Source organism: Frateuria sp. GZRR33, assembly GCF_051900425.1.
Classification (GTDB): Bacteria; Pseudomonadota; Gammaproteobacteria; order Xanthomonadales; family Rhodanobacteraceae; genus Frateuria_A.
The window spans coordinates 200,988-215,307 of sequence record NZ_JBHZGK010000004.1 but is presented as its reverse complement, the minus strand read 5'-3'; the positions used below and the strand labels follow the sequence as shown (position 1 = coordinate 215,307).

At 67.9% G+C, this 14,320-nt stretch carries 14 protein-coding genes; 5 read left to right on the top strand and 9 right to left on the bottom strand.

Going from position 1 to position 14,320, the window contains the following annotated elements; genetic code table 11:
- Positions 1–68: 68 nt before the first annotated feature.
- From lysS to ACFWZU_RS06890, 6 genes are all read right to left on the bottom strand, one after another.
- A complete protein-coding gene (gene lysS / locus ACFWZU_RS06915; RefSeq protein WP_439700673.1) occupies positions 69–1,577 on the bottom strand; it encodes a lysine--tRNA ligase in 1,509 nt (502 codons plus the stop codon).
- A gap of 85 nt (positions 1,578–1,662) precedes the next feature.
- Positions 1,663–1,974, bottom strand: a complete 312-nt coding sequence (locus ACFWZU_RS06910) for a hypothetical protein (protein WP_439700672.1) — start codon at positions 1,972–1,974, stop codon at positions 1,663–1,665.
- 25 nt (positions 1,975–1,999) lie between these two features.
- Positions 2,000–3,125, bottom strand: a protein-coding gene (gene prfB / locus ACFWZU_RS06905) for a peptide chain release factor 2 (protein ID WP_439700671.1) whose coding sequence is annotated in 2 segments (ribosomal slippage) — positions 2,000–3,049 and positions 3,051–3,125 — 1,125 coding nt in all. Because the reading frame shifts where the segments join, the coding sequence is not laid out codon by codon here.
- 116 nt (positions 3,126–3,241) lie between these two features.
- Complete coding sequence (locus tag ACFWZU_RS06900) at positions 3,242–4,471, bottom strand: hypothetical protein (RefSeq protein WP_439700670.1); 1,230 nt, start codon at positions 4,469–4,471, stop codon at positions 3,242–3,244.
- Positions 4,468–6,801: a putative bifunctional diguanylate cyclase/phosphodiesterase gene (locus ACFWZU_RS06895; protein WP_439700669.1), complete on the bottom strand. Its 2,334-nt coding sequence runs from the start codon at positions 6,799–6,801 to the stop codon at positions 4,468–4,470. The genes ACFWZU_RS06900 and ACFWZU_RS06895 overlap by 4 nt, the downstream gene beginning before the upstream one ends.
- A 4-nt stretch (positions 6,802–6,805) precedes the next feature.
- Positions 6,806–7,450, bottom strand: coding sequence for a methylamine utilization protein (locus tag ACFWZU_RS06890; protein ID WP_439700668.1), 645 nt, complete (start codon positions 7,448–7,450; stop codon positions 6,806–6,808).
- Between the two features lie 168 nt (positions 7,451–7,618).
- On the opposite strand from ACFWZU_RS06890, the gene ACFWZU_RS06885 reads away from it, so the two are divergent.
- Genes ACFWZU_RS06885 through ACFWZU_RS06875 form a run of 3 tightly spaced genes read left to right on the top strand, consistent with a single transcriptional unit; the run spans position 7,619 to position 10,033 of the window.
- Entirely contained in the window at positions 7,619–8,320 is a 702-nt protein-coding gene (locus ACFWZU_RS06885) for a pirin family protein (RefSeq protein WP_439700667.1), read from the top strand.
- Between the two features lie 59 nt (positions 8,321–8,379).
- The gene (locus ACFWZU_RS06880; RefSeq protein WP_439700666.1) at positions 8,380–9,309 is read left to right on the top strand and encodes a formate/nitrite transporter family protein; all 930 of its coding nucleotides are present in this window, start codon (positions 8,380–8,382) and stop codon (positions 9,307–9,309) included.
- Between the two features lie 4 nt (positions 9,310–9,313).
- A complete protein-coding gene (locus ACFWZU_RS06875; protein ID WP_439700665.1) occupies positions 9,314–10,033 on the top strand; it encodes a 2OG-Fe(II) oxygenase in 720 nt (239 codons plus the stop codon).
- On the opposite strand, the gene ACFWZU_RS06870 is transcribed toward ACFWZU_RS06875, so the two are convergent.
- Positions 9,994–10,914, bottom strand: coding sequence for an SDR family oxidoreductase (locus ACFWZU_RS06870; protein WP_439700664.1), 921 nt, complete (start codon positions 10,912–10,914; stop codon positions 9,994–9,996). The genes ACFWZU_RS06875 and ACFWZU_RS06870 overlap by 40 nt on opposite strands.
- A 705-nt stretch (positions 10,915–11,619) precedes the next feature.
- On the opposite strand from ACFWZU_RS06870, the gene ACFWZU_RS06865 reads away from it, so the two are divergent.
- A complete protein-coding gene (locus ACFWZU_RS06865) occupies positions 11,620–12,054 on the top strand; it encodes a cell wall hydrolase (RefSeq protein WP_439700663.1) in 435 nt (144 codons plus the stop codon).
- Positions 12,055–12,122: 68 nt separating this feature from the next.
- Here ACFWZU_RS06865 and ACFWZU_RS06860 read toward each other — a convergent pair whose 3' ends face one another.
- On the bottom strand, positions 12,123–12,608 hold the full coding sequence (locus ACFWZU_RS06860; RefSeq protein WP_439700662.1) for a glycine zipper 2TM domain-containing protein: 486 nt from the start codon (positions 12,606–12,608) through the stop codon (positions 12,123–12,125).
- Positions 12,609–12,683: 75 nt separating this feature from the next.
- Positions 12,684–13,268: a glycine zipper 2TM domain-containing protein gene (locus ACFWZU_RS06855; RefSeq protein ID WP_439700661.1), complete on the bottom strand. Its 585-nt coding sequence runs from the start codon at positions 13,266–13,268 to the stop codon at positions 12,684–12,686.
- A 183-nt stretch (positions 13,269–13,451) separates the two neighbouring features.
- Between ACFWZU_RS06855 and ACFWZU_RS06850 the strand changes: the two genes are divergently transcribed.
- Positions 13,452–14,225 (top strand): TatD family hydrolase, encoded by a 774-nt coding sequence (locus ACFWZU_RS06850; RefSeq protein WP_439700780.1) that lies wholly within the window; start codon positions 13,452–13,454, stop codon positions 14,223–14,225.
- The last annotated feature ends 95 nt before the right edge of the window (positions 14,226–14,320 follow it).

The window sequence follows — 14,320 nt, the reverse complement described above, 5'->3', positions numbered from 1 at the left end:
GGGGAAGGCTCGATTCACACGCCGCGTCACGGGGGAAGGTGCCTGAAGGGCGGATGGGGTGGCTCGCCTCAGGCTTCCGGGCGCATGTACGGGAACAGCAGCACGTCGCGGATCGACGCCGAACCGGTCATCAGCATGACCAGGCGGTCGATGCCGATGCCCAGTCCGCCGGTCGGCGGCAGGCCCACTTCCAGCGCGCGGATGTAATCGGCATCGAAGTGCATCGCTTCGTCGTCGCCCGATTCCTTGGCCTCGACCTGCGCCTTGAAGCGCGCCGCCTGGTCTTCCGGGTCGTTGAGCTCGGAGAAGCCGTTGGCGATCTCCTTGCCGTTGATGAAGAGCTCGAAGCGGTCGGTAATGCCCGGATCGGTGTCGCTTTCGCGGGCCAGCGGCGAAACCTCCACCGGATGGTCGGTGATGAAGGTCGGCTGGATCAGCGTGTGCTCGACGGTCTTCTCGAAGATCTCCAGCAGCAGCTTGCCCCAGCCATAGCCGGGCTTGACCTGGACCCCAAGGCGCTGTGCATGCGCCGCCATGGCCTCGCGATCGCGCAGTTCCTCGCGCTTGATCCCGGGGTTGTGCTCCAGCACGGCATCTTCCATCCGCCAACGACGGAACGCCGGACCGACGTCGATCTGCGCGCCTTCCCAGGTCAGCGCGGTGCCGCCCAGCACGTTCTGCGCCGTCTCGCGGATCACCGCCTCGGTGAGGTCCATGATCTCGTGGTAGGTGGCGTAGGCCTGGTAGAGCTCCAGCATGGTGAACTCGGGGTTGTGCCGGGTCGACACGCCCTCGTTGCGGAAGTTGCGGTTGATCTCGTAGACGCGGTCGAAGCCGCCCACGACCAGGCGCTTGAGGTACAGCTCCGGGGCCACACGCAGGTACAGGCTCATGTCCAGCGCGTTGTGGTGGGTCACGAACGGCCGGGCCGTGGCGCCGCCTGGGATGACGTGCATCATCGGCGTCTCCACTTCCATGAAGCGGCGCGGCTCGGCCTCCAGCCACTTGCGCATGAAGCCGATGATCTTCGAGCGCAGCGCGAAGGTGCGGCGCGCTTCCTCGGTGACGATCAGGTCGACGTAGCGCTGGCGGTAGCGCTGCTCGACGTCGGCCAGACCGTGGAACTTGTCCGGCAGCGGGCGCAGGCTCTTGGTCAGCAGGCGCAGGCTTTCGACCTTGACCGACAGCTCGCCGGTCTTGGTACGCATGAGCTGCCCTTCCGCGCCGACGATGTCGCCCACGTCCCAACCCTTGAACGCCTCATAGGCCTCGCCCACCGTCCCCTGGTGGACGAACAGCTGGATGCGGCCGGTGAAGTCCTGCATCTGCACGAAGCTGACCTTGCCCTGCACGCGCTTGAGCACGATGCGGCCGGCGACCTTGACGCGGCGTGCCGCCGCGTCGACGGCTTCGGCATCCTGGTCGGCGAACTCGGTGCGAAGGTCGCCGGCGAAGGCGTCCACCTTGAAGTCGTTCGGGAAGGCCACGCCCTGCCCGCGCAGCGTCTTGAGTTTCTCGCGGCGCTCGGCGATCAGCTTGTTCTCGTCGACGGGCAGGTTTTCGGTGGCTTCGCTCATGGATGGTTCCGTGGCCGCGGCCGGATGCGGCAGCGGGTGTCTCGTGATGGTTGATGTTCGATGAAGGTGTTCGCGGCCGATCGGCTCAGTCGAACACCAGCTTGGCCGCATGCCTGGTGGCCTTCCAGCCATCGCGCGCGCCATGGCCCACGGCGATGCCTGCCTTCTTCGCCCCATGGCCAATGCCCAGGCCGGCCTCTTTCGCACCGTGGCCCACCTTTTTGGCGACATCGCGGGTAGCGTGGCCGATATCGCGTGCGCCGTCGGCCACGCCATGGCCGACGGCCTTGGCGTCCTGCTTGATGGACTGGCCGGCGCCGCTGTCCTGCGCGGCCACGCCAAACGTCGCCAGTGCGGCACAGGCAGACAGGAGCATGCCGATCGTCTTGCCGTTCATGCGGTGTCCTCCTCGGGAAATCCGGTCAGGCGTCGATGCGCTTGGCGCCGGCATCAAGGCCAGACTTGAGGCTCGCCTCGATGAACTCGTCCAGATCGCCATCGAGCACCTTCTGCGTGTCGGAGCGCTCGACGCCCGTACGCAGGTCCTTGATGCGGCTCTGGTCGAGCACGTAGTTGCGGATCTGGCTGCCCCAGCCGATGTCCGACTTGCTCGCTTCCAGCGCGTCCTTCTCGGCGTTGCGCTTCTGCACTTCCAGCTCGTACAGCTTGGCCGCCAGCATCTTCATGGCGCGGTCGCGGTTGGCGTGCTGGCTGCGCTCGGTCTGGCAGGCCACCACCACGCCCGAGGGTACGTGGGTGATGCGCACGGCCGACTCGGTCTTGTTGACGTGCTGGCCACCGGCGCCGGACGAACGGTAGACGTCGGTCTTCAGGTCCGCAGGATTGATGTCGATGTCGATGTCGTCGTCGACTTCGGGCGAGACGAACACGGAGGTGAAGCTGGTATGGCGGCGGTTGTCCGAGTCGAACGGGCTCTTGCGCACCAGGCGGTGCACGCCGATCTCGGTCTTCAGCCAGCCGTAGGCGTAGTCGCCCTCGACGCGGAAGGTGGCCGACTTGATGCCCGCCACTTCGCCGCCGGAGACTTCCATCAGTTCGACCTTCCAGCCGCGCGACTCGGCCCAGCGCAGGTACATGCGCAGCAGCATCTCGGCCCAGTCCTGCGCCTCGGTGCCGCCGGCGCCGGCCTGGATATCCACGAACGCGTTGTTCGAGTCCATCTTGCCCGAGAACATGCGTTGGAACTCGAGCTTGCCCACGCGGGCCTCGAGTTTCCCGACGTCGTCGGCGACCGAGCGGACGGTGTCCTCGTCGCCGTCGGCCGCGGCCATGTCCAGCAGCTCCCTCGCGTCCGAAAGACCCGCGGTGAGTTCGTCGATGCCGGTGACGACAGTGTCCAGGCGGGCGCGTTCGCGGCCCAGTTCCTGCGCGCGCGGCGGATCGTCCCAGACGGTAGGACTTTCCAGCTCGCGGCTTACTTCTTCGAGACGCTCACGCTTGGTGGCGTAGTCAAAGATACCCCCTAAGCGACTCGACGCGGCCCGTGAGGTCCGCGATCTGCGCATGAATCGGATTGGTCTCGATCATGAAAACGATGGCCGTGGTTGTGGCGCCCGTACGGGCACTGGCAAGAACGGCGAAGGATAGCAAAGCGCCACCGCGCCCGGATACGCGGCGGGTGTCGCGATTGCGCGGGGAACGGGTCAGTAGAAAAGGCGCACGCTCAACTGCGCCTGGGTACCGCGGGTGTGCGGCCGCAGGCCGTAGTCGGCGCGGACGGTGCGCGTGCTGTCGATGTGCAGCACCTCGAAGGTCAGGCGCAGCCAGTCATGCGGACGCCAGTTGATCGCGGCGGTGACAGCGTTGCCGTGCTCGCCCTCGTGCAGGCCCGGCGTGCCAGGCAGTTCGCGCGTGCTGAAGTGGTCCAGCCGCAGGGCCGGCCGCCACGCGCCGCGGTTCCAGCCAGCCAGCAGGTAGGCGGCGCGGTAGCGGGTGGTGAAGACCAGGCCCGGAACCGGTTCGATCACTGTATCGCCGTCCATCGCCTGCGCCAGCCAGGTGATCGGACCGGTGTCGGCGCTGGCGCCCAGGCTCCAGAAGCGGGTGCGCCAGGCGTACAGGCGCTCGCCACCCTCGTAGGGTTGCCAGGCCTGGGGATCGGCGTGGTTGTCGTAGTGCATCAGGCTGAGCCGTCCCCGGCCGCGCGCGCGCCAGGTGAGCTGGGCGTAGTTGCCCCACTGGTGGCCGATGCGCCGGAACGGGTCGTAGCGCATCGGCGGCTCCTCGCCGTCGTCGCGCACGTAGGCGTCCGGCTCGCGCAGGCGGCTGCCGATCCCGTAGGTCAGGTCGCTGAGCGACCAGCCGCGGACTGCCAGCAGGTTGCCTGCCGGATCGTTGCGCTGGAACAGCGCGCCGCGCAGTTCCCAGATGGCGATCTCGCCGCGCCGCTCGATGCGGCCCTCGACCCCGACCGCACGCAGTTCCTCGCCGACCCAGCTGTTGATCGCCGAGGGCGTGATCGTCCAGGGACTGGTCCAGCCGATGGCGTCGTTCTCCAGCGAGACCGGCGGAAAGAACGCGCCGGCCTGCACCGAGCCACGCCAACGGATCGTCGATACCGGGCGCCAGCGCAGGTAGGCCTCCAGCACGTCCACGCCGGCGCGGTCGCCGTCCTGCAGTTGCACGCCCGCGAAGGCAAGCAGCGCGGGTGTGAGCTGCGCGGTGCCGACCAGCGCGGCACCGCCGAAGCGCGCCTCGACGTCGCCTCCGCCGAAACGCGTCTTGCCGAGCCCGCCCTCGACCCAGCTGCGCTCTCCCGGCGCGGCGACGAGGCGGCCATCGACATAACCGTGCAGGCTGAAATCCTGGGCGTGCCCGGCCAGCGGCGACGCCATCAGGCAGGCCAGGGTGAGACGGCGAAAGCGAGGCCTCATGCCACTCCGGCCCGCTCGAAGGCAAAACCCGCCAGCTCGGTCGCCGGCAGCGGACGGGCGATGAAGAAGCCCTGCGCATGGTCGCAGCCGATCGCCGCGAGCTGTTCCAGCGCGCCTTCGTCCTCCACGCCCTCCGCGGTGACGCGGAAGCCCAGGCGATGCCCGAGTTCGACGATCGAACGCACGATGGTCTGGTCGATGGCGTCACGCGCCAGGTGGCGGACGAAGGTCTGGTCGATCTTCAGCTCGCTCACCGGCAGGTGCCGCAGGTAGGCGAAGGCGGACTGGCCCACACCGAAGTCGTCCACCGCGATGCCGACGCCCAGATCAGCCAGCCCGCGCAGGACACGGATCGCCGTTTCCGGCTCGCCGATCACGGCGCGTTCGGTGATTTCTACCGTGAGCTTGCCCGGCGGCAGTCCATGGATGGAGAGCAGGCGCCCGATGCGCAACGGCAGCTCGGGTTCTTCCAGGTCCCTCGCCGAGAGGTTCACCGCCACGTTCAGGGGGAGCCCGCGCGCGTGCCAGCGGCTGGCCTGCGCGATACCGGCAGCCAGCGCCCAGCGGGTCAGCCGCTGGATGTTGCCGGTGTCCTCGGCCATGCCGATGAAGTCCTGCGGCGGCACGATCCCGCGACGCGGATGGTGCCAGCGCACCAGCGCCTCGACGCCGTCCACGCGACGCGTGTCCAGCGCAAGCTTGGGCTGGTAGTGCAGCAGCAGGTGGTCGTGGTCGAGCGCTTCGCGCAACTCGCCCATCAGCGACAGGCGCTCGGTCCGGTGCGGGTCGGTCGCCACGTCGTAGAACGCCAGTGGACGGGTCGAGCCGGTGGCCGCGAACTGGGCCACCTCGCCATGGCGCAACAGCACCGAGGCCAACGCGCCATCTTCCGGATACATGGCGATGCCGATTGCCGGCAAGGTGTCGACGCTGACGTCCGCCTCGACATAAGGGGCGTTCAGGGCGTCCAGGATGCGCAGCGCCGCGGCGACCGCCTCGGTCCGGTCCGCGCCGGGCAGCCAGGCGACGAACTGCGTGTCGGTCGCGCGCGCCAGGTAGGCCTTCGCGGCGACGCGACCCAGGCGGGCGCCGACTTCGCGCATCAGCCGGTCATACAGGCCGTGGCCCATGGTCTTGATGATGTCGGGCACGCGCGTGAGGCCGACCATCAGCAGCGCGCCGTGGGTCGTGCCGCTGTCGCGCGCGCGGTCGATCGTCGCCTCGGCCGCCACCCGGTTGGGCAGATCGGTGACCTGGTCGTGCAGGGCCTGCTGGCGGATGCGCTCCTCGCGCTGGCGTACCGCTTCGGCCATCGTGCCGAAAGCCGCCGCCAGCTGGCCGAGTTCGTCGCGGCGATGGAGATTCGGCAGCGCGCGGTAATCGCCCGCTTCGATCCTCCGCGCCGCGCCAGCCAGCGATTCCACCGGACGCGACACGCTGCGCGCGGTCAACCACGCGCCGATCAGCCCGACCACCAGGCCCAGCCCCAGCAGGAAGCCCCAGGCGATCACCACCGCGCGGAACGGCCGCAAGGCATCGCCCAGCGAGTAACCCAGCACGGCCACCACCGGTGCACTGCTGCGCGCCTGGCTCAGCGGCTGCGCCAGCACCAGGTATTCGTGGCCCTGGATGCGGCGCACCGCCGGACTGGTCGGCAGCTCCTGCCCGGCCAGGCTGGCGACGAGCCCCGTATGCCGGAGCCCCTGCGCCGCGGCGACCCAGCCCGAAGCGTCCGGCCGCACCGCCAGTTCGATGTTGCCCGGCAGCGCGGACAGTTCTCGCAAGTGGGCCAGCAATGCATCGTCCAGCGGCACATAGACGACCACCAGGCCCACCGGCTGCGGCGCGTAGATCGGTACGACCACCACCCAGTAGGCCTTTGCCTGGAGTGCCACCACCGCGGCGACGCGCCGGTCGAAGGCATGCTCCACCAAGTCCGGAAAGGCGAATCGCTTGCCGTTGGCGTGGGTGTCGGCGGTGTCCACCTCGACCACGCCGTCCAGCCCCACCAGTTGCATGCGCGAGGCGCCGACGCGGCGCCCGTGGTTGCGCAGCACGGAGAACACCGTCCCGTGGTCGCGTTCGGCGATGGCCGAGCGCAGCGCATAGTCCAGCGCCATCACCTCCACGTTGCCCGCCACGCGGGCCGAGAGGTCGTCCATCTGCGCGACGAAGGCCTGCGCGTTGACTGCCAGCTGGCGCTCGCCTTCGCTGACCATCGCGCGACGGGTCACGCCGTAGACCAGCGCGGCCGTCAACAACTGCACCGTCACCAGCGTGGCGACGAAGAACAGCGCGAGACGGAGGCGGAAGCCGACCACGGTGCGCATGGGCTCAGTAGTCCAGGTGCTCGCGATCGGTGAACCCGCGCGGATCGGGAATCAGCGACAGGGTGAAGTCGGCATGTTGCGCATCCGTCCCCTCGCCCACCGCCGCTACCTCGCTGGGCTGCGCCTGGCCGGGCCGCAGTTGCGGATGCCACACGGCCACCGTGTAGCTCCCCGGCGGAAGCTGGTCGAACACCACCTGCCCCTGCGAGGGCGTCACCTTGGCCTGCTCGGACGTGATCATCAGGTAGGCGATCATGTGGTCGTGAATGTTGCAGCCGACCGCGACCAGGCCGGGCCTGTCGAGCGTCGTCGGCGGCGAGCTCTCGCCCGGGCGCAGCAGGAACTCGAACGCCTTGGCCTCGGAGAACGAATAGACGTGGTGGCGCGTGCCGTCGCTGTTGCGGAAGACCACGCGGTCGCCCGGCCGGACCACCTGCACGTAGGGAATGAAGGTCTCGTCTCGCTGGTCGACGTAGCGGGTCACCGGCGCGGGCGCCGGCTGGGCCGACGGGCTGGACGGGGTCACGGTCACTACCGCATCGCCTACCGCATGTCCGCCGCTGTCGCTGACCCGCACCACCAATTGGCCAGCCCACAACGGGCCCGCGCAGCCGGCCAGCAGCCAAGCCAACAATAGTCGCCTGCGCATCACGCGCACTCCTGGATGTCCCCGGCGCTAGCCTAACCCATGCCTGCGCGCCCCGGTCAATGGGTGCCAGCCGGCGAACGATGCGTTCAATCCACGGCCATTTGCCGGCGCGTAGCGCACCCTTACCTTGCTTGTCTGGCCGGCAACCACGCCTGGCAGGAGGGCACGATGATCGAACGCAGGGCTTTTGACACCTTGGGCGGGGCCAACCACGGCTGGCTCGATGCCAAACACCACTTCTCCTTCGCCAGCTACCACGATCCCGCCCGCATGGGCTGGGGTGCGCTGCGCGTATGGAACGACGACACCATCGCGCCGCGCAGCGGCTTCCCGCCGCACCCGCATGCGGACATGGAGATCATCACCTACGTGCGCGAGGGTGCGATCAGCCACCGCGACAACCTGGGCAACGAGGGGCGCACCGTCGCGGGCGACGTGCAGGTGATGAGCGCGGGCAGCGGCATCACGCACGCCGAATACAACCTGGAGCCCGACACCACCCGCATCTTCCAGATCTGGATCATTCCCGACCGGACGGGGGGCGCGCCCTCCTGGGGAGCCCGCCCCTTCCCCGCCGGCGAGCGGGCCGGGCGTTTCGTCGCGCTGGCGAGCGGCCTTCCGGGCGACCCCGAGGCCCTGCCGCTGCGCGCGCAGGCGCGCGTCCTGGGCGCCACGCTGCGTGCTGGCGAGCAGGCGGACTATCCGCTGGGCGCCGGTCGCTATGCGTACCTGGTCCCGGCCAAAGGTGCCCTCGAGGTCAATGGCGTGCGCATCGATGCGCGCGACGGTGCGGCCATCCGCGACGAGCCCGCGCTCCGGGTCACCGCGCTCGAGGACGCCGAACTGGTGCTGGTCGACGTCCCCGCCTGAGGCGACGCTCCGCATACGCGGTGCGTCGTAGCGTGCAGGGTCCGCCGGAGGACCCCCGCATGCCCCAGCCAACCGGACGCCAGCGCCTTGCCGGCGCCGAGGATCCGAACGAAGCCGACGCCCGCGACGGCTTTTCGCTGTCGCGCCAGGAACGGGGCGAGGTCGAACAGAAGCGCCCGCCGCGGGTGGCCGTGCTGCACGAGACCATCCGCCTCGAAGGCGAGGAGGAGCTCGGTCGTGGCCTGCTCGCGCTGAGTCTCTCGGCGCTCGCCGCCGGACTGTCGATGGGATTTTCGATGCTGGCTCGGGGCCTGTTGCACCGGCATCTGGAGGGCGTACCGGGTGCCTTCCTCATCGAGAGCCTGGGCTATCCGTTCGGCTTCCTGGTGGTCATCCTTGCCCGCCAGCAGTTGTTCACCGAGAACACGATGACCGCGGTGCTGCCGCTGATGACGCACCCGAACCTGCGCAAGCTCGGCTCGCTGCTGCGGCTCTGGTCGGTGGTGTTCGCCGGCAACCTGGTCGGCACCGCGCTGTTTGCCTACGGCATCCTGCACATGCAGCTGTTCGACGAGCCCACACGGACGGCGCTGCTGGGCATCGGCACCGAAGTCATGGGCAACACGCCGCTGCAGATGTTCACCAAGGGCATCGTCGCCGGCTGGCTGATCGCCACCATGGTGTGGCTGGTGCCGGCGGCCGAGCACGCGAAGATCGCCGTGATCGTGCTGACGACTTACCTGATCGCGCTGGGCGGCTTCACCCACATCATCGTGGGGTCGGTGGAGACCTTCTATCTGGTATTCGCCGGAGGACTTTCCTTCGGCGGTTTCGTCACGGAATTCGCGCTGCCCACGCTGGCGGGCAACATTGTCGGCGGGAGCTGCATTTTTGCGCTCATCAGCCATGCGCAGGTTCGCGGCGACCAGGCCGATGAGGACGAAGCGCAAGATCCGGAGGGCGCAGGCGCGCGGCGCGAACGATTCTGACGGGATGACCGATCAAGCTCCTGCCGACGCGCTGCACGCCATCGACTGGCCGGCCACTCATGCCGCGCTCGACGCCCATGGGTATGCCATGTTGCCTGGCTTGCTATCGCCACGGACCTGCCGCGAGCTGGCGGCGCTCTACAGCCGAAGCGAGCCGTTCCGCAGTCGGGTCGTGATGGCACGGCACGGTTTCGGACGCGGTGAATACCAGTACTTCGGTTATCCCCTGCCGGCGCAGGTCGAGGCGCTGCGCACTGGCATTTATCCACGGCTGGTACCACTGGCCAACCGGTGGAACGAAGCGATGGGGATCGAGGTTCGATACCCGCCGACGCACGCGGACTATCTCGCGCGCTGCCACGCCGCCGGCCAGACGCGGCCCACGCCGTTGCTGCTGCGCTACCAGACGGACGACTACAACTGCCTGCATCAGGACCTGTACGGGGAGCACGTATTCCCGTTGCAGATGGCCATCCTGCTGTCCGTGCCGGGCGTCGACTTCACCGGTGGCGAGTTCGTGCTTACCGAGCAGCGGCCGCGCATGCAGTCGCGCGCCGAGGTGGTGCCGCTTGCGCAGGGGGATGCCGTGATCTTCGCGGTACACCATCGCCCCGTGCAGGGCACGCGCGGCAGCTACCGGGTGAACCTGCGCCATGGCGTGAGCCGGCTGCGCAGCGGGTCACGCTACACGCTCGGGATCATCTTCCACGACGCTGCCGCGTAGGGAGGGTACGCGGACGCGACCTCTAGTGCGGCGCGCTTCCGTACACCTGCCTGCCGCCACCGGCGCGGAACAGGGTTCCTTCCGGCGCTCTCGCCGGCATGTCGCGCTGCTGCCGATCCGCCTGCATGGCCGCTATCTTGTCGCCCAGCGATGGCAGCAGCTTCGACGGTGACATCGCGACCGCCCTCCGTCGCCGCCTCGAGAATCGCCTCGGCGACGCGATGCGGGTCGATCATCGGCGAGGGAAGCTTCGGTTCCTGTGCCATGTAATTGCGCGCGTGCTGCGGATAAGGCGTGTTGACCGCGGTCGGCTGGATCAAGGTGATCGACACCGGCGCTTGGTCCAGTTCCTCCACCTCCACGCGCAAGGCGTCGGTGAAGCCCTTCACGGCATGCTTGGAGGCCGAATACATGCCCTGAAAAGGAATGACCGCGTCGGACACCTCGCTGCCGATGTTGATCAGCGCGCCACCGCTTTCTCGCAGATAGGGCAACGCCACCAGCGATCCATTGACCACGCCCCAGAAGTTGGTGTCGAACAGACGACGGCTGTCCGCCTCGCTCACTTCGTCGAGCTTTCCATAGATCGCCACGCCGGCATCGTTCACCCAGGTATCGATGCGTCCGAAGCGCTGGATCGCGGCCGCCGCGAGGTCTTGCAGTTGCTCCCGGTCACCGACGTCGGTGGGCAGCGCGATCGCCTCGTGCCCCGCCTCGGCGATCTGCTTCACGACAGCCTCCAGCGTGCCAGCGCTGCGCGCGGCCAGCACAACGCGTGCGCCCTTCTCCGCGGCGAGCAACGCCGTACACAAGCCGATGCCACTGGAAGCACCGGTGATGACCACGGTCTGCTGGTCGAGCGGCCTCAATCGGACGGCCATGAACTTGTCCTGCAGGAACGGCGTCGAAGCACATCACGGCAGCGGTTCAATGGCGGTGAACGATGGTTGTCCAGCGGCAGGCTGGCAGGCACACGGGCTTCGCCTGAGCACGCGCGAGGGCCGTCGCCTGGCGAGCCCACTTGCACACCTCGTTCACGCGGCGAGCCCTCACAATGGATTTTCCACGCAAACCGGCTGCCTTTCTTGCGCCGTCACGCGAATCGGGATCTGCCTTGCATGAGCGCCATTCACTCGCCGCGCATGCGTAGTGAATGAACGTGAGCCGAATCTAAACTGCACCGGTCCGGCACTTGCCAGCCGGCTTCACCACGACTACGCTCCCGCCGACTTTCGATTGATGCCCATCGCTCACGGGCATCTGCACGCGACGAACCGGAGGGGTCCGGATCGGCGCGACCCGGCAGAAAGATCGCCGGATGGAACACCCGCTCCACGCGGAAACAATCCAGGCAGCAGCCGCCCTCGCGCAGACCAGAAGACGGTCGCGACCGACAGTGCGCGCGCCAACGATCACGCCGGCTCCGGACCAGCCGGCCCAACGCCACACTCCCGTGGCAAAGCGTCACGACTCTTGTTTCGGTCGCGGCGATCAATCCAGGTGGTAACGGCCTGCCCGCCCGTCCACCGCAACGGCGCACGAGATGGAAGTTTCATCCCGCGCGTACAGCACGCTGGAGGCAGACAATGAAACTTTCCATGCTGTTGTGGCTGACGTCCGTACTGCCCCAGCCGATCGCCGACCAGGCCTGCCTGGCGACGACCGTGTATCTGGAGGCCCGCAGCGAGTCGACCATCGGTCAGCTCGCCGTTGCGGAAGTCGCGCTGCGTCGCCGCGAACGCGGCCGCTGGGGCGACACCGTCTGCAAGGTGGTGGCGGCCCCTCATCAGTTCGCCATCACGGCCACGCCCGGCTCCTACGACATTGCGAATTTCAAGGCCTTCGCCAAGGCCTGGAAGGTCGCCGGCTACTCGATGGAGAACTGGGCCTTGCCGCTGGCCCAGCGCCAGCTGCTCGTCCCGCACGCAGACCACTTCGCCACCGTTGCGATCGCGCCGGCGTGGTCGCTCAACCACACCAGCACCACGATCGGCGAGCACCGCTTCTACGCGGTCAACTGACAAAGGTTTCCGGCAGTAAAAAGGCCCTCGCGAGAGGGCCTTTCTTTTGGACGTCTATACGTCCGTAGCTACATGGCGTAGACGTGGTCGCCGCGAACTTGCGCGTAGTCGCCGACGCGAAGGCCGGGATCTTCCTTCTGCGTCACCGTGGCGTATTGCCCGTTGTCCAGGCGTACCGTGATGCGCCAGGCGGGAATCTCGCCGTTGCCCGAACGCTTGCCGACCTGATTGCCGACCACGCCGCCAGCTACGGCGCCGGCGACCGTCGCCGCCTTGCGACCATCGCCCTTGCCAATCTGGTTACCGAGCACGCCACCGGCCACTGCGCCGATCACCGCACCCAACGTGCCGTGGCCGCTGTCCTGCACGTAGACCTGCTGGACGTCCTGCACCACACCGCAGCTCTGGCAGCGGGAACTGCCGTAGCCGGAACTCTGGTAGCCACCATTGTTGTAGCCGCCATTGTTGTTGTAAGGACCCGTGGCGCAACCGCCGAGGGCAAGGCTGCTCGCCAGGACGGCGGCCAGCGCGACATTGCGGGATCGGTTGAACATGACGCGACTCCTCGATGTGGGATGGGGTCGATGATCGCGTGCGGTCCGTCCATGGACCGCATAGGTTGTGTCAGCTTACTGCGCGTCGGAGACCGAGACGACGCCCTCCTGCACCTGCACGCGATCGCCCGGATCATGGTCCATGCGCGTGGTGCGGGTGACGCCGTTGTACTCGTAGCGCACGTTGTAGCCGACCACCTTGGTGCTGGAGTCGTTGACCGTCTCGCACTTGCGCTCGGTCGTGGTGGTGACCTTGGCCTCCTGGCGGTTCTCCTGAATCTTCTTGCCCGCGTAACCGCCCGCGACCGCGCCGGCAACGGTGGCCAGGGTCTTGCCCTTGCCGCCGCCGACCTGGTGGCCGAGCAGGCCACCGGCGACCGCGCCGATCGCCGTGCCGGCGATCTGGTGCTGGTCCTTCGGGGGCTCGTTATGCGTAACCACCTCGTCATGGCACACCTGGCGCGGATTGTTCACCGTCTTGCGAATCGGGTCGACGCTGACCACCCGCGCGTACTTGACGCCATTGTCCGCGCCCGGGGCGGTGGACGCGGCATTGGCCAGGCCGGCATCGGCGCTGGCGTCGCGGTTGCAAGCCGAAATGCCCATCGCGAGCGCTGCCGCGATCCCCACCTGAAGCGCATTGACCATCAACCTGTTCATGACTTGCATCTCCTTCGTTTCATTGCGGCGTGGCGGGCGCGCCATGCGTCCACCCTTCACCTGCGGGACCATTGAACCTTCGCCATACTGAATCCGGCCTAGACATTCTTCCCTATGCGCAACCGAAGTGATGAACGCGTGACGGAACACTCACATCCGCCTGCCTCCCTGCCCGCCCCCTGGCTGGTCGACAGCCACGTGCATATCGACGATGCAAGCTTCGATGGCGACCGTGCGCAGGTATTGGCCTGCGCCGCCGCGGCGGGCGTGCGTTCGATGGTGGTTCCGGGCATCGACGCGGCGAGCTGGCCGCGTATCGAGGCGTTGTGCCAGCGCCACCGGGGGCTTTACCCCGCATACGGCCTGCACCCGCTGTTCCTTGCGCAACACCGGCCCGAGCACCTGCAACTGCTGCGCGAACGTCTGCACCACGGGGACGCGGTCGCATTGGGCGAGATCGGGTTGGACTTTTACGTGGAGGCACTCGACCGCGAGCAGCAGCAGTCCTACTTCGAACAACAATTGGCATTGGCGCAGCAGTTCGAGTTGCCGGTGATCGTACATGCGCGCCGGGCGGTGGAAGAAGTCGTGCTCGCCCTCAAGCACTTTCCCGGCCTGCGCGGGGTGGTACACAGCTTCGCCGGGAGCGAGCAACAGGCCGAGCGGCTCTACGACATGGGATTCATGCTCGGCATCGGTGGCCCGGTCACCTACCCGCGCGCCAAACGCCTGCGCAGCCTGGTCGCGAACATGCCGATCGGCCATCTGCTGCTGGAGACGGACGCGCCCGACCAGCCCAATGCCGGCCATCAGGGTGCACGCAACGAACCGGTCCGCATGCTGGAAACGTTGCGGACGATCGCCGAACTGCGCGGTGAGTCCGCAGAGGCCATCGCCGCCGCCACCACGGCAAATGCCTGCCGACTATTCGGCCTCGCCCCTCCACCTTCCCTGTAGTAACGCACCCTCTGCGCGACCCGCGACGCGGCGGGGCACCCGTCTCGCCCGTTTGCCTCCAGCGGCACTTGCCTGGGTTTTCCACCCGCGCTATT

Excerpts from the sequence above, each read along its gene's own strand:
- lysS (WP_439700673.1), bottom strand. The coding sequence starts at position 1,577 with ATGAGCGAAGCCACCGAAAACCTGCCCGTCGACGAGAACAAGCTGATC.
- ACFWZU_RS06910 (WP_439700672.1), bottom strand. The coding sequence starts at position 1,974 with ATGAACGGCAAGACGATCGGCATGCTCCTGTCTGCCTGTGCCGCACTG.
- ACFWZU_RS06900 (WP_439700670.1), bottom strand. The coding sequence starts at position 4,471 with ATGAGGCCTCGCTTTCGCCGTCTCACCCTGGCCTGCCTGATGGCGTCG.
- ACFWZU_RS06895 (WP_439700669.1), bottom strand. The coding sequence starts at position 6,801 with ATGCGCACCGTGGTCGGCTTCCGCCTCCGTCTCGCGCTGTTCTTCGTC.
- ACFWZU_RS06890 (WP_439700668.1), bottom strand. The coding sequence starts at position 7,450 with ATGCGCAGGCGACTATTGTTGGCTTGGCTGCTGGCCGGCTGCGCGGGC.
- ACFWZU_RS06885 (WP_439700667.1), top strand. The coding sequence starts at position 7,619 with ATGATCGAACGCAGGGCTTTTGACACCTTGGGCGGGGCCAACCACGGC.
- ACFWZU_RS06880 (WP_439700666.1), top strand. The coding sequence starts at position 8,380 with ATGCCCCAGCCAACCGGACGCCAGCGCCTTGCCGGCGCCGAGGATCCG.
- ACFWZU_RS06875 (WP_439700665.1), top strand. The coding sequence starts at position 9,314 with ATGACCGATCAAGCTCCTGCCGACGCGCTGCACGCCATCGACTGGCCG.
- ACFWZU_RS06870 (WP_439700664.1), bottom strand. The coding sequence starts at position 10,914 with ATGGCCGTCCGATTGAGGCCGCTCGACCAGCAGACCGTGGTCATCACC.
- ACFWZU_RS06865 (WP_439700663.1), top strand. The coding sequence starts at position 11,620 with ATGAAACTTTCCATGCTGTTGTGGCTGACGTCCGTACTGCCCCAGCCG.
- ACFWZU_RS06860 (WP_439700662.1), bottom strand. The coding sequence starts at position 12,608 with ATGTTCAACCGATCCCGCAATGTCGCGCTGGCCGCCGTCCTGGCGAGC.
- ACFWZU_RS06855 (WP_439700661.1), bottom strand. The coding sequence starts at position 13,268 with ATGAACAGGTTGATGGTCAATGCGCTTCAGGTGGGGATCGCGGCAGCG.